The 17,717-nt window shown below is 48.5% G+C and carries 13 protein-coding genes; 5 read left to right on the forward strand and 8 right to left on the reverse strand.

Annotated elements, in window-relative coordinates; all coding sequences use genetic code 11:
* Positions 1-48: 48 nt before the first annotated feature.
* Both hutG and hutI read right to left on the reverse strand, forming a co-directional pair.
* The gene (hutG, locus tag G8S19_RS15350; RefSeq protein WP_253685502.1) at positions 49-990 is read right to left on the reverse strand and encodes a formimidoylglutamase; all 942 of its coding nucleotides are present in this window, start codon (positions 988-990) and stop codon (positions 49-51) included.
* A complete protein-coding gene (gene hutI, locus G8S19_RS15355) occupies positions 987-2,210 on the reverse strand; it encodes an imidazolonepropionase (RefSeq protein ID WP_253685504.1) in 1,224 nt (407 codons plus the stop codon). The genes hutG and hutI overlap by 4 nt, the downstream gene beginning before the upstream one ends.
* A gap of 224 nt (positions 2,211-2,434) precedes the next feature.
* Here hutI and G8S19_RS15360 point away from each other — a divergent pair, with 224 nt between their 5' ends.
* Positions 2,435-3,718, forward strand: coding sequence for a putative acyl-CoA thioester hydrolase (locus tag G8S19_RS15360; RefSeq protein ID WP_124021274.1), 1,284 nt, complete (start codon positions 2,435-2,437; stop codon positions 3,716-3,718).
* 47 nt (positions 3,719-3,765) lie between these two features.
* Here G8S19_RS15360 and G8S19_RS15365 read toward each other — a convergent pair whose 3' ends face one another.
* Together G8S19_RS15365 and pgl are read right to left on the reverse strand one after the other, a co-directional pair.
* Positions 3,766-8,823 (reverse strand): cell envelope integrity protein TolA, encoded by a 5,058-nt coding sequence (locus tag G8S19_RS15365; RefSeq protein WP_253685506.1) that lies wholly within the window; start codon positions 8,821-8,823, stop codon positions 3,766-3,768.
* Between the two features lie 359 nt (positions 8,824-9,182).
* Positions 9,183-10,178 (reverse strand): 6-phosphogluconolactonase, encoded by a 996-nt coding sequence (gene pgl, locus G8S19_RS15370; RefSeq protein WP_253685508.1) that lies wholly within the window; start codon positions 10,176-10,178, stop codon positions 9,183-9,185.
* 164 nt (positions 10,179-10,342) lie between these two features.
* Between pgl and G8S19_RS15375 the strand changes: the two genes are divergently transcribed.
* The gene (locus tag G8S19_RS15375) at positions 10,343-11,161 is read left to right on the forward strand and encodes a pyridoxal phosphatase (protein ID WP_253685510.1); all 819 of its coding nucleotides are present in this window, start codon (positions 10,343-10,345) and stop codon (positions 11,159-11,161) included.
* Here G8S19_RS15375 and modC read toward each other — a convergent pair whose 3' ends face one another.
* From modC to G8S19_RS15395, 4 genes are all read right to left on the reverse strand, one after another.
* A complete protein-coding gene (gene modC / locus G8S19_RS15380; protein ID WP_040232493.1) occupies positions 11,162-12,220 on the reverse strand; it encodes a molybdenum ABC transporter ATP-binding protein ModC in 1,059 nt (352 codons plus the stop codon). It lies immediately after the preceding gene.
* Between the two features lie 2 nt (positions 12,221-12,222).
* A complete protein-coding gene (gene modB, locus G8S19_RS15385; protein ID WP_253685512.1) occupies positions 12,223-12,912 on the reverse strand; it encodes a molybdate ABC transporter permease subunit in 690 nt (229 codons plus the stop codon).
* Positions 12,912-13,685 (reverse strand): molybdate ABC transporter substrate-binding protein, encoded by a 774-nt coding sequence (modA, locus tag G8S19_RS15390; protein ID WP_048212228.1) that lies wholly within the window; start codon positions 13,683-13,685, stop codon positions 12,912-12,914. The genes modB and modA overlap by 1 nt, the downstream gene beginning before the upstream one ends.
* A gap of 189 nt (positions 13,686-13,874) precedes the next feature.
* A complete protein-coding gene (locus G8S19_RS15395; protein WP_003023026.1) occupies positions 13,875-14,024 on the reverse strand; it encodes an AcrZ family multidrug efflux pump-associated protein in 150 nt (49 codons plus the stop codon).
* A gap of 130 nt (positions 14,025-14,154) precedes the next feature.
* Between G8S19_RS15395 and modE the strand changes: the two genes are divergently transcribed.
* The 3 genes from modE (at position 14,155) to galE (ending at position 17,717) form a co-directional block, all read left to right on the forward strand.
* Positions 14,155-14,943, forward strand: a complete 789-nt coding sequence (modE, locus tag G8S19_RS15400) for a molybdenum-dependent transcriptional regulator (protein ID WP_086523629.1) — start codon at positions 14,155-14,157, stop codon at positions 14,941-14,943.
* A 66-nt stretch (positions 14,944-15,009) separates the two neighbouring features.
* A complete protein-coding gene (gene modF / locus G8S19_RS15405) occupies positions 15,010-16,482 on the forward strand; it encodes a molybdate ABC transporter ATP-binding protein ModF (RefSeq protein WP_142879501.1) in 1,473 nt (490 codons plus the stop codon).
* 218 nt (positions 16,483-16,700) lie between these two features.
* On the forward strand, positions 16,701-17,717 hold the full coding sequence (gene galE / locus G8S19_RS15410) for a UDP-glucose 4-epimerase GalE (RefSeq protein ID WP_040232497.1): 1,017 nt from the start codon (positions 16,701-16,703) through the stop codon (positions 17,715-17,717).

Raw genomic sequence — 17,717 nt, forward strand, 5'->3', positions numbered from 1 at the left:
GTTTACAGGCATTACCCGAACCTGATAAGCGCAACGCCATCAGGTATGTCATTGCCACCAGTGGGCGATTTGCCAGCCTAATCGCGCCGCAACCCGCGCCGCCCTGCCATCATCGTCAAAGCGTGGATTAAATTCAACCATATCCACCGCCTGTAGTTTACCGCTACGACACAGAGGTTCAATCAGCCCCAACAACGTCGCCAGCGGGACACCCAACGCGGCAGGCGCGGATACGGCGGGCATTTCCCACACCGGCAGCACGTCGAGGTCGATTGTCAGATAGATGACATCCATGTTTGCAACAAATTGCGCCAGCTGCGCCTGCGCCGTATGACAGTGCAGATCTTCGACCACGGTAACCCCCAGCCGTTGCGCTTCATCCCAAAGCGCCTGGGTGTTTGCCGCCCGGCTGACGCCAACGCAGGCGTAATGAAATTCACGCTGCTGTTGCTCACAGAGGTGCGCCAGTTGACGAAACGGCGTACCGGAAGTGGGTTGTTCGGCGTAGCGTAGGTCCAGGTGCGCATCGAGGTTAACAATCCCCACTTTTGCCTGCGGGAAGGCATCCAACACCCCTGCACCATGCGCAAATGCCGTTTCATGTCCCCCGCCCAACACGAAGGTGCGCATCTCCGCCTGCAGGCAGCGCTGTACCGCATTGCGTAGCGCCTGCTGCGCGCCCTCAAGATCGGAGGCCTGGGCCACAATGTTTCCCAAATCGACCAACCGTTGATGACCCGCGTGACTGGCTAAATTGGCCAGTGCTTTACGCAGCGCGTCCGGCGCTCCGGCAGCTCCCGTGCGCCCCTGATTACGTTTAACACCTTCGTCGCAGGCAAACCCGAGCAACGCTATCTGCTCGCGATACATTTCTGGGCTAAACGTCGGGCTCTGGGTGATAGTCTGAAACAGGCGCAGCGCATTCGGCGATTCGGCCCGGTCATCACGTCCCTGCCAGAGCGCAGGAGAAGCGGGTTGCCAGTTGGTCATGATGGTTGCCCTTTAAATACACGTTGATAGATTGGGTTGCGACCAGGTTCATAGAGAATTTCGACCGGGAGTTCGGCATCCCACACCACAAAGTCGGCCACAAACCCGGCTTTCAGTTGACCGTGAGTGGCATGACGCCCCAGCGCGCGGGCAGCATGACGGGTTACCCCCGCCCATGCCTCTTCCGGCGTTAAGCCAAACTGTACACAGGCCATATTCATCGCCCAGTGCAGGCTAATAAACGGGCTGGTGCCGGGGTTGTAGTCGGTCGCCACCGCCATCGGAACCTGATACTGACGTAATAACTCGACTGGTGGACGCTGTTTCTCTTTGAGGAAATAAAAAGCGCCGGGTAATAGCACACCGACCGTACCGCTTTGGCTCATCGCCGCCACGCCCGCTTCATCCAGATATTCAATGTGATCGGCGGATAAGCCGTGATAGCGGCTTACCAACTGCGCCCCGCCCAGTAATGACAGTTGTTCGACATGACCTTTAACCGGGATACCCAACGCCTGCGCGGCCTGAAAGACGCGTTCGCTCTGCGCCAGCGTAAAGCCCACGGTTTCACAGAACAGGTCAACAGTTTCAAATAAACCCTGTTCCCACAATTGCGGCAAAATTGTCTCGCAAACCAGCGTAATATAGCTATCGGGATCATCGCGATACTGCGCCGGTGTGGCATGTGCAGCTAACAGCGTCGGGCTTATTTCGACGGTATTTTCTGCCGCCAGCGCAGCCACGACGCGTAAAATTTTCTCTTCTGTCGGCAAATCCAGGCCGTAGCCCGATTTGATTTCCAGCAACGTAACGCCTTCTTTGATCAACCGTTCCATTCGCCCCTGCGCCAGCTGTAAGAGCTGCTCATCCGTGGCGCTGCGCGTCGCCGACACGGTGGCATTGATCCCGCCCCCCTGGGCGCTGATCTGTTGGTATGAAACGCCGTTTAGCCGCTGTTCCCATTCACCTGCACGATTGCCGCCAAACACCAGGTGCGTATGGCAGTCAATCAGACCCGGCGTAATCAGCCGGCCCTGCATATCAAAAGTATTGTCATGTGTGAGATATAACGATGATTCCGGGACGATATCGCGAATCTTGCCCTGGCGGACGATCAGCGCGTGACCATCCACCAGCCCATATGGGGTACCACGTTCAGGATCCATGGTCGCCAGGCGGACATTACGCCAGATAGCATCATCAGGGAAAAATTGCTGCATTCGACTCACCACTTGTCATAGGTTGTATAGACATTTATTTTGCATCCTGTGGATGTTGTCAACCTGAGGGACCAAAATTGTTATCTAATTGTGATATAAGGACTCTCTACACCCGAGATTGCTGCGATAAAAAACAACTTTTTACCTTTTCACCTTCCCGTTTCGCTCAACTTAGTATAAAAAAGCAGGCTTCAATGGATAACTTTCAAAGCCCGGAGCAACCTGTGAACATTTCATCAGTTTCCCGTCTGGCGCTGGCTATGGCTTTTGGCGTGACGCTGACCGCCTGTAGCTCTACACCGCCCGATCAAATTCCTTCCGATCAGACCGCGCCAGGAACGTCTATGCGCCCGATTCTGTCGGCCAATGAAGCGAAAAATTTCGTCGCTGCGCACTATTTTTCCGCACTGACGCCAAACACTGCGCCGTGGAGCCCCTCTTCTATTACTTTGCCCGCACAGCCTGACTTTGTCGTTGGCCCGGCAGGCACCCAGGGCGTGACGCATACCAGCATTCAGGCCGCGGTTGATGCGGCAATCATTAAACGTACCAACAAACGTCAGTACATCGCGATTATGCCAGGTGAGTATCAGGGCACGGTCTACATCCCGGCAGCAACGGGAAGCCTGACGCTGTACGGTATGGGCGAAAAACCGCTGGATGTGAAAATTGGCCAGGCTATTGATGGCGAAATGAGCACCGCGGACTGGCGTCGTACGGTGAACCCAGGCGGTAAATATATGCCGGGTAAACCTGCGTGGTATATGTATGATAATTGCCAGAACAAGCGCGGCACCAACATCGGCGTGATGTGTTCTGCTGTCGTCTGGTCGCAGAATAACGGCCTGCAATTGCAGAACCTGACCATCGAAAATAACCTCGGTGACAGCGTTGATGCAGGTAATCACCCGGCCGTTGCGCTGCGTACCGATGGCGATAAAGTGCAGATCGACAAGGTTAACATTCTGGGACGTCAGAACACCTTCTTCGTGACCAACAGCGGCGTACAAAACCGTCTGGAAAACGATCGTCAACCGCGTACTCTGGTAACCAACAGCTACATTGAAGGTGATGTGGATATCGTTTCTGGTCGTGGCGCAGTGGTGTTCGAGAACACCGATTTCCGTGTTGTGAATTCCCGTACGCAGCAGGAAGGTTACGTGTTCGCACCGGCTACTCTGTCAAACATCTACTACGGTTTCCTGGCGATTAATAGCCGCTTCACGGCAAGTGGCGATGGCGTGGCACAGTTAGGCCGATCACTGGATGTCGATTCCAACACTAACGGCCAGGTCGTTATCCGTGACAGCGTGATTAACGAAGGCTTTAACATGGCAAAACCATGGGCTGACAGCGTTATCGCAAAACGCCCGTTTGCCGGTAATACCGGTGCGGAAGATGACAAAGGTGAAATCCAGCGCAACCTGAACGACACCAACTTCAACCGCATGTGGGAATACAACAACCGCGGTATCGGTAGCAAAGTGGTTGCCGAGCCGAAGCAATAACAGCGAAAAGGGATGGCTTACCGCCATCCCTGAACATACCTATCTACTTATTGCACCAACACTGCCCGGTTGCTGTAAAGGCGGTTGAGTTCTTTTCTGCTGAGTCCGCGTTCTGAAGTCTTGCTTTGAGGTAAATCATCTGCGAGCTGTACAGCGACAGTTTCTTTTGTTTTTGTTATGGATTTTTTATATTCTTTCACAAGACTGAACAGTTTTTGGGAATGGGTTTTAAGGTCTCCATCCTGCATCCGACTAATTTCAACTTCATCATAAGCATGAAAAAATGCCGTAACAAACCTATCGAAATTGTCTTCCAGATGTACTTTTGTCATGGCATTGAGATAGTCACCCTTCATTGCAGCATCATTATTCATTGCAATTCGATTTAACATCGCCGCCGCAGAATGAAAAAGACAGTTACCATCACCGTGTACCTGAACAGATTTCATTGATGATGGGCTAAAGCCATCATAATGTCCGTTTTTTAAAATAATGTGAATATCCTTGTTAGTTTCCAACTTCGTCCCTATATCTAATCCTCTATTTACCACTCCCTCGTTAAAGTCAACACGATTAATCAATCCATTACCAAGTCCATCTGCGCGCCAAACATGAAGACGACTGCCTTTACTTGCCAAATATGAGTAAAGAGCTAAAACAGCTATTTCGCCATCAATTTGTGAATGGAACTTCTTGAAATCAATCGCATCGAGAATTTTCGTCTTTAAATCTGATATTTCACTTGTAATATCTACAACATCTTTAACTTGCTGAGGTTGGTTAACAGTATCTGCTGAGGTCAAAGTTCTATTTTGAGATTCAATATTTACAGTATCTCGATCACTTACTACTACACGTTCATTTTTTTGAGTCGCCGCCTCCTGAGCCACATCAGTGATACTACTTGCATTAACACCCCTATCAGAAGACGTTAACGCGATGTCAGGTTTAGTATTTCTTGATATTTTATAAGCAGCTTGCAATTTATTAGCAGAACTTTCTGTTGATGGCAATGTTGCAGACAACTCACCTAATATAGCATCCAGATCGTGTGCCACTTGCTTTTTCGGTACATTTGGATTGGGGATATCATCCAAATCCAACATTAGATTGAGTAAATCTGCATCTTGCGCTACACCAGTGGATATAGAATCTGAAGTCATAACCTGAGGAATATACTCCGCATTTTCAATGCGTCCTTCACTATGGCTGTAAACTTGCGAAAGAATAGCATTACCGCCATTAATACCAGCCGTTTGCAAAAAACCATCCTTAGTCATGCGAAAGGCGGTCCCTTCGGGTAAGCGCAAAATAAATTTATTAAAATGCCCTATGTTTATTATTTTTTCTTTTAAGGCACCCAGACTTTGCTTCTTGTTTAAGTACTCCTTATATTCAGAGCTATTTTCATCATTTGGCCTTCTGACATCTACTTGATTTACAATAATCTGTAGATCTGGAGAAAAAAGCATACCCTCTGCTTTATTTTTGATGAATTCTGAAGAAACAGAATCCTGTGCTATATCTCGTTTTTTACCGACCTTCACATCCAACTCATGACTAACAACATTAAAAATATCAGTTTCTTTTCTATGTATTTCATTTACTCCATTTTTTATAGTGACCAGTTGAGCCGAACCATCACTATGCCTGATGATGTTGATAGCTTTGGGATTAACATTAAAGTTTTTAGCGTCAACGATATTAATATCCTGGCCAAAAGCACCTTTCACATATAATTTAAGAGCCTGCATAGTCACTTCATCTTTTATATCTGGAGTGATGATAGCTCTCGTAGCATGATCAATCATTTTTTCAACAAACAAGTTGTGATTGGATTTATATTGATCATCCTTATTTTTTTCTGAAGGTACAACTCGCCAGGTAGACATATCAATCGCAGGCTGAACATCTCCATTACGGGCATACTGAATAATAACATCCTTACCTTCCTTTTTATAAGCAAGGCTTAGTCCCGTATCGTTGACTGCAATATCATACAACCCTTCATTTGCGCCCGCATCAATATAAATTTTTTTAATTTTCTCCCAATGTTTTTCATACGCCTTGCTGTCATTTCTGATTTTATAAGATGCCCTAAGTAACGTCACATCTTTGGTATCCAACCGGGCGTAAGAAGGGCCGCTTTCATCATGATTAGCGATTGCACTGGTACGCAAAAAAGCGCCATCTGGGGCCGTATTTGCACGCATTAATTGCTCTTTCAATTCATTAAATTGCGTTACTAATGTCTGAGCATAATTCAATAATTGTGATTTATTTCCACTTTTGTTAATTTGTGCTAACAGTTCCTGGGCTTGTACAATCACCCGCTCTGGTTCTGCCCCAACATCCTGTGGACGTTGCTCACCCGTTTCGAGATTATTTACCACCGTATTTAATTGTTCAGCCAAAGACTGGGCCATCAATAAAGCATTCGGCATATTGTCTTCTTTAAGCCAATTCACCATTATTTTTACCTGGATTGCCAGTTCCTGTGCAATTTTAAGCACACTCTGTTGCCTACGCGAGTGTTTATCATGACCATTTAATGCTACAAATTTTTCTTTAATTTCTTCTGGTCTTTTTGGTATTATCATGTGTAACGCATTCTGCGTTACAGGACGTAAATTATTTTCCAGTTTATTTATCCCTACTTTTTCCAAATGCGAAAGATAATAACTGAACCGACTGGTCATTTTTTTAGCTTCATGGGAATAAAGTTTAGCGAGGAATTTATCATTATCTGAAGCGGTTCCAGATTTGATCCGGTCCTGATAATCCTTGGACAGAGAACTGAATTTTTGAATATAAAATTCAAAGTAATACATTTTATCTTGTGCGCTGCTACCGGATATCATCTTAGTGATATTAGCGCGATAATCTTTTACCAAAGCATCTCTTATTTTTTTACCTTTATCCACTGATAAAGTTGATAAAGTATTGAAGTATTCGTGAATAGAATTAATGCTTAAAACGTTTTCATTTTCACCAATAAATTGGATAGTAGATTCACTTCCTGTATTGCAATAACTAACGGCAATCTCTAATTTTTCTTTTAGCGTGGATAACTCTTTTAATTTATGCCGAATATCCTTTATCTCTTGACGCATTGATAACTTACCGACAGCCTCAAGATTTGTTTTACCAAGCAACAAGCCATTAATTTCATGTTTTACTTGCTCGAGGTCTTTTGCGTATGAATGCGTTTTTTCCACTTCTAAAATCAATGGGTTGTGGCGTAATAAATTAGCATAGTTATTAATAATTTCATTTTTACGTCCTAAATCAACCTTAAAAAGGTGATCAGTTATCATATTTTCGCATTTGGCTATATCTGCTTTATTCTCTCTAATAATGCGCAGCAATGAATATAATTCCTCACTTGCCTTGTGTCTAAGGGAGTCATTAGAGGTGATTATTTTCCCATACTGATGATCCATTGAAAGTATATTTTTGCGATCTTTTGCTATTTCTTCAATAATGGGGAGATATTTACGTAACATCATTGGCGAGAAACGCCTGAGGCTCACACCATCCTTTACGCACTGAATAATAACCATCATTTCAACCCGCTCAGATGCGGATAGCGCTTGCAAATCATGTCGTCCATACAAATATTCAAGGATACCGCGTTCTTCTTTGACAAGATCATTTAGACTGCGAGGAACTATGTTGCCTAAAGATCCTCGTATTTTATCCGCAGAACGAATTTGTGCAAACATCAAATCAGGGTGCAAAAAAGGTATGTGATGCTCTTTGGCAACATATTCGATGAAACGCCCCTCATTCTCTGTCCATACAGAGGCTGCTTGTAAAAGAATCATCCTGCTTGCATCATTCATATTCCCTTCGCGATCAATATGGAGTGTCTTGAGATCTCTATCAACCAGAACACGAATGATATAATCTTGTAGCATTCTTACGGCTGCCGTACCGTATTGCCTTTCCATTTCAAAATAAATAGTAATCATGCCCTCCCGTACACTGCGTAAAGCGGCTTGAGCGGCATCATTTTTACTCTGGGCTTTGTCTGCGTCTTTTCTTGCCTTTATTGCATAGGCCTTTTCTTTGTCAGTAGCATCACTCTTTTTAGCCGCGTCTTCAGCCTTGACAGCCATTTTTTCGGCCTTCTGAAGGTTACGGGCAGCATGATCAGCACTTTCCTTTCTTTTGTTTAACCTATTATCGATGTCATTTAAAGAAGGTGAAACCGTATCGCTAGCGCTAAATTTATTATATTTCCCTTTTTCATCATCTATATATATAGGAAAATCACTATCGGTATTCAGCGTTCGCCGCCCAATAATATTATTGAGTGGTATTATCGTTTCCTGTTTTACCTCCGCTAGATTTTTCCCTCCCCCTTGACTCTCATCGATAAATAAAATAAGTTCACCACCCTTAGCCATTGTTCCCTGATACTTATTGGCATTAGTGGTTTTTTCAGGGGCAGTAGCCAGAATATGATTCCATGGAATAAATTTCTTCTCACCTTTTGGAGAAGGGGGGAGTGTAATTCCGTTAATATCTACTGTATATAAAGTGTTATTATATTTATGCTTTGCTTCTGAAAGCATAGTGATAATATCTTTTTTCGTCAATGTTCTGGCTATAACGTCTTCCTTGCCGCGTTTAGCAATGCAAAACTCAACCTGGCCAACTGAATCAAAAGAGGGCTTAACTATTACATTTTTGCCATTAACAGACATTTGTACCTCGCATCCAGCATATAACGGAAGAATGCGATTACCACGAGTGTTTATAACTCCATTATTATTTTTAATTTCATTAATAAATTCTTTGTTAGTTTTATTTCCTAATTTTGCATGTTCAATTTTTCCTTTGTTACTTTGATGACGTTGAACCTGAATCGATTTATGATGATGTTTGTGATGGACATTCGCTTTATCTAATTCATGGGAATTATTAATTTTGCGAATCCCATCAGATACATTTATCTTTTTATCTGACCGTTTTACTGACTGGAGATTATCAGCAAGATGCCCCCTACTCTCCACTGGCGGTCTTTTTTTTACAATGTTTTTATCTGCTAATGAATCACAAAAAGATCTACTTGCAACACTGAAACTTAAATCAGACATATATACCCCATATAGGAAAGAAAATATTTTTCACATTGAGAGAATTAATAATTAATACCATAACATTATAAAAACAGATAATAATTACATTCGCAAAATTAATGTAAAAATAACTCTGCGGGATTATTAATACTATAAAAGCACATTAAAAGATTATAAAAAATGCTCCAATTTTTGGTAGAAAAGCATTTTTTTCAAAAACAGGCGCTGGTATTCAGCGCTAAAGAAAAAGAGGTACAGGCCGTCAACAAAAACGCGAGTACAACTGACTATAGAAGGGGATCAAACAGACAGAAACAGCAAAAGCATTCGCAATCAATCTTACAGATAGCGACGCCCGCTAACGGGCGTCGCTATTGTTAGTACGCGTTAATCACCACCCACATCGGACCTTGCCCTACCGCGTAGCGACCTTTCTCCGTCAACAGGCCTTGTTCGCCTGCAATCTCATACACCGCGATATGGTGCGATTTTTGCCCGGCGGCGATCAGGTATTTCCCACTGTGGTCGATATTAAAACCGCGCGGCTGGGTTTCGGTCGGCTGGAAACCCTCTTTAGTCAGTACGCTACCATCTTCAGACACGCTAAAGACCGTAATCAGGCTGGCGGTACGGTCACAGGCATACAGATGACGACCATCTGGCGTAATATGGATATCTGCCGCCCAGCGGGTATCAGAGAAATCAGCAGGCATCATATCCAGCGTCTGTACGCACTCAATCTTGCCGTACGGATCTTTCAGCTCCCAGACATCGACAGAACTGTTCAACTCATTCACGCAGTAGGCATATTGCTGATTCGGATGGAATGCCATATGGCGCGGGCCTGCGCCTTCAACGGTAGTCACTTCCGCCGGCTCCTGCGCGACCAGATGACCATCATCGCTGACGGTGAACAGGCAGATACGATCCTGTTTCAACGCCGGAACCCATAGGGTACGGTTATCCGGTGAGATGTTGGCCGAGTGGCAGCCGTCCAGACCTTCAACCACGTCAACCAGCCCTACCGGCAGGCCATCTTCCAGACGGGTGACGCTCACGCTGCCCGCGTTATAAGAGCCAACAAACACAAAACGCCCCTGATGATCGGTAGAAATATGGGTCGGGCTCCCCGGCAGCGCAGACTCTGCCGCGAAGGTCAGCGCACCGTCATCAGGCGCAATACGGTAAGCCAGCACGCGAAACTCCGGGCGCACGCCAACATAGAGATAGCGCTTATCCGGGCTGACGACCATCGGCTGTACCTGACCCGGCACATCAACCACCTGTGTCAGCGTCAGAGCCCCCTCGTGATTCAGGCTCCAGACGTGAATTTGCTGACTCTCAGGGCTGGCGGTATAAACGGTTTGCTTCATGAAAACTCCTTTGCTTTTGGCAGGTGGCTGCAATTGCCTGACACACGCCTAAGGTAGACGCTTTTAACGGTGAATGCTTAATTAAGGCTCAGAATTTTGTCCGGCTCCCGTCTCGGTGTACCATTCCAGCAGACAAAATTCTCAACCTTAATCTGGAAAAACCTATGACCGCACGCGTGATTGCCCTGGATTTAGACGGTACCCTGTTGACCCCGAAGAAAACCTTGCTGCCCTCCTCTCTCGAAGCGCTCTCGCGCGCCAGAGAAGCAGGCTACCAACTTATCATTGTCACGGGTCGCCATCACGTTGCTATTCATCCTTTTTATCAGGCACTGGCGCTGGATACACCTGCAATTTGCTGCAACGGTACCTACTTGTATGATTATCAGGCGAAAAAGGTGCTGGAATCCGATCCCCTTCCGGTAGACCAGGCATTACAGCTGATCGAAATGCTGGATGAACATCAGATCCACGGGCTGATGTATGTGGATGAGGCCATGCTGTATGAGCGCCCGACCGGGCATGTGGTACGTACCGCTAACTGGGCGCAAACCCTGCCGCCGGAACAGCGCCCGACCTTCACCCAGGTACCTTCGCTGGCGCAGGCGGCGCATGACGTTAACGCCGTGTGGAAATTTGCCCTGACTGACGAAGATATTCCAAAGCTGCAGCAGTTTGGTAAACATGTTGAACAGCAACTGGGGCTGGAGTGTGAGTGGTCCTGGCATAATCAGGTTGACGTGGCCCGTAAAGGCAACAGCAAAGGACGACGCCTTGCCCAGTGGATTGAAGCCCAGGGCGGATCAATGGAAAACGTGATCGCTTTTGGCGATAACTTCAACGATATCAGTATGCTGGAAGCCGCAGGTACCGGCGTGGCGATGGGCAATGCCGATGATGCAGTCAAAGCCCGCGCCAACATCGTGATTGGTGACAACACCACCGACAGCATCGCGAAATTTATCTATTCCCACCTGTTGTAATCAGGCAGTAATCGACACGCTCTTAATTTGCGCATACAGCCACAGGCCAGGCTTGATACCCAGTTCATCCCTGGCCCATGGGCTAATTCTCGCCCACAGCGTTTTCCCGCCGACCTCAAGCTGTACTTCCACCTGACCGTTATCGTCATAGCACTGCGCGACTTTCGCCCGCAGCACGTTACGAATACTGGTCTGCTGCGGCGGTTGGAGCACCAGTGAAACATCTGATGCCTGAATACGAATACGCAGCGCGGTTTGCAGTGGTTGATCCAGCTTATTGACCCACAGATGCTGATCGCCGAGCGCCAGCGCGGTCATCGCATAGTGTGGATGATGTTCCAGTACGCTGACTTTCAGAATGCTGCTTTGCTGTTCCTTCGGCAGCCAGGGGTGCATCACGCTGCTGCCCCAGACGTCCTCCAGCGAACCAAACGCTTTCACCTGCCCGTTTTCCAGCACCATCACTTTGTCCGCCAGGTGCAAAATTTCATCGAGCGAGTGACTGACATACAGCATCGGAATATTAATTTCACGCGCCAGGCGTTGCAGGTAAGGCAGCAGTTCGCGCTTACGCGGAATGTCCAGCGAGGCGAGCGGCTCATCAAGCAACAGCAACTCCGGTGCAGTAAGCAGCGCCCGACCGATGGCGACACGTTGTTTTTCACCGCCAGAAAGACCGCCTGGCAGACGGTCAAGCAGGGGTTCAATGCCCAACAACGCCACCAGCTTATCAAACTGTCCGGCCATGCTTTTCGCCATACCGTAACGCAGATTGCCGCGTACTTTATAATGCGGGAACAGGCGCGCATCCTGGAAAACATAGCCCACCCGGCGTTTTTCCGGCGTTAAACAGATACCGTTCTCGACGTCGTTTAAGACCCGACCGTTGAGCACGATGCGCCCGGACTGTGGTTGGGTCAGACCACTGATGGCGTTAATCAGTGAGGTTTTGCCCGCGCCAGAGACACCAAAAATAGCGGTAATACCGCTGGCTGGCAGCGTTTCGTTGAGCGTCAGGCAGTGGGTTCCCAGCGTCTGGGAGAAATTAAGTTCCAGCATGATTATCGCCCCGTCCGTTCACGGCTAATTCGCGCCAGCCACTCAGAAATGAGCAGCGAAATCAGCGCCAGCACGATAGAAATAATGCATAACCTTGCCGCCGCGCTTTCGCCACCAGGCGTCTGGATGAGGGTGTACATCGCCGAAGGAATGGTGCGCGTTTCGCCTGGGATATTAGAAACAAAAGTAATGGTTGCGCCAAATTCCCCGAGTGAACGCGCGAACGCCAGCACCGTACCGACAATAATACCGGGCAGCATCAGCGGTAAGGTAATGGTCACGAATACGCGCCAACGCCCGGCTCCCAGAGTGCGGGCCGCCTGCTCCAGCTTGACGTCAACACCTTCCAGCGCCAGACGAATAGCCCGCACCATAAGAGGAAAAGACATCACTGCCGCGGCCAGTACCGCACCGCGCCAGCTAAAGGCAAAGGTGATGCCAAACCAGTCATACAGCCATTCGCCAATGAATCCGCGCCGCCCCATAGCCACCAGCAACAGGTACCCCACCACAACCGGTGGCAGTACCAGCGGCAAGTGCAGTACGCTGTCGAGCAACGATTTGCCCGGGAACTTACAGCGTACCAGTAGCCAGGCAAAGAAGATCCCAAACGGCAGGCTAAACAACACGGCCAGGGAAGAAACTTTCAGGCTCAGTAAGACGGCCTGCCATTCAGGATCGGTCAGTATCATTACTTGGTCGTAAATCCATAACGTTTGAAGATTTCAGAAGCCTGCGGTCCTTTCAGGTAATCATAGAACGCGCTGACCGTTGCGTTGGAGTGGCCATCAACAACCGCGATAGGGTATTCCACTTTTTTATGTGAGTCTTCCGGGAAGGTCGCCACAACTTTTACGCCTTTGCTGGCGACGGCATCAGAACCATAGACAATGCCCAGCGGGGCTTCGTTGCGTTCAACCAGCGCCAATGCGCCACGAACATCTTCAGCCGGAGCCAGTTTCGGTGCCAGGGTATCCCATGCTCCCAGTTTTTGCAGCGCCTCTTTGGCATAAATGCCCGCCGGAACATGCTCCGGATCGCCAACGGCCAGACGTCCACCGTTCAACAAACTGGTCCAGTTGGTTTTGCTGTCGATAGTGAAGTCTTTCTGTGCACTGGCTTTCGGCGCGACAACGACCAGGCTGTTACCGAGCAGCGTTTTGCGCGTTGCGGTATCGATAGACTTTTTGTCTACCGCGTAATCCATCCACTTTTGATCGGCAGAAATAAACAGATCGGCCGGTGCGCCTGCTTCAATCTGGCGCGCCAGCGTGGAAGAAGAAGCAAAAGAAGAAACGACATCAACGTTCTTCTCTTTTTTATATTCTGCGGCAATATCCTGCATCGCGTTCGTTAACGACGCCGCTGCAAACACTGTGATTTTACCTTCATCCGCCAGTGCATGTCCGGCAACAGAAAGAGAAAGTGTTGCCCCTGCAAACAAGCGTAACCATGTACGTGCCATCTGTAACTCCTTTGAGTTTCGTTATGTAGGCGCAAATATAACGAGTAAATCAGGATTTTCCCAGCGGTTATTACTACCAATTAGAGGTTACACAAAGAAAATATCGGCAGGGAAAGCAGGATCTTGAGGAACTAACGCAGTTGGATAATGAGCAATAAAAAACGCCCGGCTAAGCGGGCGTTCGGGGAATCAATGGTTCTGTCTGGATTGGTCTTTCTGACCGATACCGGAAAAAATGTTGAACACTTCACCCAGTCCGTAAATCAGTCCCAGAATGATGGCCATTACCACAGGTACCATGATTACGGCGAATACCAGACTTTTCAATAACTCTAACATGGTCAACTCCAGATATAGTCCTTAGTTGTATTCTAACCACATAACACAGAAAAGCACTCCCCTTTTGTGCGGTCGGCTTTGCTCAGGCGCGGTTTTCCGTCACAATACCCTTTTTTGCCAGGAGCTTGTTATGCAGGCCGAAATCCTACTTACACTGAAACTTCAGCAAAAACTGTTTGCCGATCCCCGCCGCATTTCTCTGCTTAAGCACATTGCGCTTTCCGGCTCCATCAGTCAGGGCGCGAAGGATGCAGGTATCAGTTATAAAAGCGCCTGGGACGCGATTAACGAAATGAACCAGCTTAGTGAGCAGACGCTGGTAGAGCGCGCCACCGGAGGCAAAGGCGGCGGCGGTGCAGTGTTAACCCGCTACGGCCAGCGCCTGATTCAGTTGTACGACCTGCTGGCGCAAATTCAGCAAAAAGCCTTCGATGTCCTCAGCGATGACGATGCGGTTCCACTTAATAGTCTGCTGGCGGCCATCTCTCGTTTTTCACTGCAAACCAGCGCTCGTAACCAGTGGTTTGGCACAATAACCGCGCGCGACCACGACCAGGTTCAGCAGCATGTTGACGTCCTGCTGGCTGATGGCGCAACCCGGCTGAAAGTCGCGATTACCGCGCAGAGCGGTGAACGTCTGGGGCTTGATGAAGGCAAAGAAGTCTTGATCCTGTTGAAAGCGCCGTGGGTCGGAATTACCCAGGATGACGCTATCGCTCAGGCCGCCGATAACCAATTGCAAGGCACCATCAGCCATATCGAACGCGGCGCGGAACAGTGCGAGGTATTGATGACGCTACCAGACGGTCAGACGCTGTGTGCGACCATTCCGACAGAAAATACCGCGACGCTGCACGAAGGCGCGAATGTCACGGCCTATTTCAACGCAGACAGGGTGATTATCGCAACGCTGTGCTGAGTGATTGACATCGGCCTGAAGAACACGTATCCCTGTTATTAATCGCTGCAAAAAATGGGATACAAAATGTCATCGTTGCAAATTTCGCAAGGCATGTTTCGTCTGAGTGATACCAAAACGCTTCAGTTGAATTCGTTGACGTTAAACGCGGGTGATAGCTGGGCGTTTGTGGGGTCTAACGGCAGCGGAAAATCCGCACTGGCGCGTGCGCTCGCCGGAGAATTACCGTTACTAAAAGGCGAACGCCACAGCCAGTTCACGCGTATAACCCGTCTCTCCTTTGAGCAGTTACAAAAGCTGGTCAGCGACGAATGGCAGCGTAACAACACCGATCTTCTGAGCCCAGGCGAAGACGATACCGGGCGTACTACTGCGGAAATTATTCAGGATGAGGTCAGCGATCCTGCTCGCTGTGCCGCCCTGGCACAGCAGTTTGGTATTACCTCACTGCTCAGCAGACGTTTCAAATACCTTTCCACCGGCGAAACGCGGAAAACTCTGCTCTGTCAGGCACTGATGTCTGAACCCGATTTGCTGATCCTTGATGAACCGTTTGACGGACTGGATGTGGCTTCACGTTGCCAGTTGGCAGAGCTGCTCGCAGCGTTACATCAGGCCGGTTTTACGTTAGTGCTGGTGTTAAACCGCTTTGATGAGATCCCCAATTTTGTGCAATTTGCTGGCGTACTCGCCGATTGCACATTGACAGAAACTGGTGAAAAAACGGGTCTTCTGCAACAAGCGTTAATCGCCCAACTAGCCCATAGCGAACGACTTGATGGTATTACCCTGCCCGAACCGGATGAGCCTTCCGTACGTCGCATATTGTCTGAGAACGAACCGCGGATTATGCTCAACGACGGGGTCGTTTCCTATAATGATCGCCCGATTCTTCATCATCTGAGCTGGCGGGTAAACCCAGGGGAACACTGGCAGATTGTCGGTCCAAACGGTGCGGGAAAATCAACGCTGCTCAGTTTAATCACCGGCGATCATCCGCAGGGCTACAGTAATGATTTGACGCTGTTTGGCCGTCGTCGGGGTAGCGGTGAAACTATCTGGGATATCAAAAAACACATCGGTTACGTCAGCAGCAGCCTGCATCTGGATTACCGGGTAAGCACTACGGTGCGTAACGTCATTCTCTCAGGCTACTTCGATTCCATCGGTATTTATCAGGCCGTATCAGACAGACAACACAAGCTGGTACAACAGTGGCTGGATATTCTGGGAATGGATAAACGCACTGCAGACGCCCCTTTCCACAGCCTTTCCTGGGGACAACAGCGGCTGGCGCTGATTGTGCGCGCGCTGGTTAAACACCCTACGCTATTGATCCTTGATGAACCCTTGCAGGGGCTGGATCCGCTAAACCGCCAGTTGATCCGCCGCTTCGTTGATGTTCTGATCGGTGAAGGTGAAACCCAACTGCTGTTTGTTTCTCACCATGCTGAAGATGCACCCGCCTGCATTACCCACCGACTGGAGTTTGTGCCCGAAGGCGATATCTACGCCTATCAACAAACATCACTGCGTTAATTTTCATGCCTGGGCGTTTGAACACGCCCTTTTTTCTGCTTTTTTTTCAGACAAACGCTGAGATAACAACCTAACGTAATGATTTAAAATAAAATAACCACTACCAATATGTGAAAATATTAGTGTGTAAACGATTCCACTAATTTATTCCATGTCACACTTTTCACAACTTTGTTATGCTATCTTCATTACATGATATAGGCATAACGGAGCGAATTATGAGAGTATTGGTTACAGGTGGTAGCGGTTACATTGGAAGCCACACTTGTGTGCAGTTGCTTAAGAATGGCCACGACGTCGTGATCCTTGATAACCTTTGCAATAGTAAGCGCAGCGTACTGCCCGTTATTGAGCGTTTAGGTGGAAAACATCCGACCTTCGTCGAAGGTGATATCCGTAACGAAGCGCTGATCACCGAAATCCTGCACGATCATGCCATCGATACGGTCATCCACTTTGCCGGTCTGAAGGCCGTCGGCGAATCCGTTGCTAAACCGCTGGAGTACTATGACAACAACGTCAACGGCACTCTGCGTCTGGTCAATGCGATGCGCGCCGCCAACGTGAAAAACTTCATATTCAGCTCCTCCGCCACAGTCTATGGCGATCAGCCGCAAATTCCTTACGTTGAAAGCTTCCCGACCGGTACACCACAAAGTCCGTACGGCAAAAGTAAGCTGATGGTGGAACAGATCCTGACCGATCTGCAAAAAGCACAACCTGAGTGGAGCATCGCGTTGTTACGCTATTTCAATCCAGTTGGCGCACATCCGTCAGGAGACATGGGCGAAGACCCGCAGGGCATCCCTAACAATCTGATGCCTTACATCGCGCAGGTTGCCGTGGGCCGCCGTGAGTCTCTGGCCATATTTGGTAATGACTACCCGACCGAAGACGGTACCGGCGTTCGAGATTACATCCACGTGATGGATCTTGCCGACGGTCACGTTGTCGCTATGGAAAAACTGGCGGGCAAGCAAGGGGTACATATTTACAACCTTGGCGCTGGCGTTGGTAGTAGTGTACTGGATGTGGTCAACGCCTTCAGCAAAGCCTGCGGTAAGCCAGTGAACTACCATTTTGCTCCGCGACGCGACGGCGATCTGCCTGCCTACTGGGCCGATGCCAGCAAAGCAGACCGCGAACTTAACTGGCGCGTGACGCGTACACTGGATGAAATGGCACAAGATACCTGGCACTGGCAATCACGCCATCCACAGGGATATTCGGATTAA

This window comes from Citrobacter sp. SX206, from assembly GCF_024181025.1.
Classification (GTDB): Bacteria; Pseudomonadota; Gammaproteobacteria; order Enterobacterales; family Enterobacteriaceae; genus Citrobacter; species Citrobacter youngae.

Bases quoted from the DNA above. Each gene is read 5' to 3' on its own strand.
- G8S19_RS15395 (WP_003023026.1), bottom strand. From the start codon at position 14,024: ATGTTAGAGTTATTGAAAAGTCTGGTATTCGCCGTAATCATGGTACCT.
- modE (WP_086523629.1), top strand. From the start codon at position 14,155: ATGCAGGCCGAAATCCTACTTACACTGAAACTTCAGCAAAAACTGTTT.
- modC (WP_040232493.1), bottom strand. From the start codon at position 12,220: ATGCTGGAACTTAATTTCTCCCAGACGCTGGGAACCCACTGCCTGACG.
- modA (WP_048212228.1), bottom strand. From the start codon at position 13,685: ATGGCACGTACATGGTTACGCTTGTTTGCAGGGGCAACACTTTCTCTT.
- modB (WP_253685512.1), bottom strand. From the start codon at position 12,912: ATGATACTGACCGATCCTGAATGGCAGGCCGTCTTACTGAGCCTGAAA.
- modF (WP_142879501.1), top strand. From the start codon at position 15,010: ATGTCATCGTTGCAAATTTCGCAAGGCATGTTTCGTCTGAGTGATACC.
- hutI (WP_253685504.1), bottom strand. From the start codon at position 2,210: ATGCAGCAATTTTTCCCTGATGATGCTATCTGGCGTAATGTCCGCCTG.
- pgl (WP_253685508.1), bottom strand. From the start codon at position 10,178: ATGAAGCAAACCGTTTATACCGCCAGCCCTGAGAGTCAGCAAATTCAC.
- galE (WP_040232497.1), top strand. From the start codon at position 16,701: ATGAGAGTATTGGTTACAGGTGGTAGCGGTTACATTGGAAGCCACACT.
- hutG (WP_253685502.1), bottom strand. From the start codon at position 990: ATGACCAACTGGCAACCCGCTTCTCCTGCGCTCTGGCAGGGACGTGAT.
- G8S19_RS15375 (WP_253685510.1), top strand. From the start codon at position 10,343: ATGACCGCACGCGTGATTGCCCTGGATTTAGACGGTACCCTGTTGACC.
- G8S19_RS15365 (WP_253685506.1), bottom strand. From the start codon at position 8,823: ATGTCTGATTTAAGTTTCAGTGTTGCAAGTAGATCTTTTTGTGATTCA.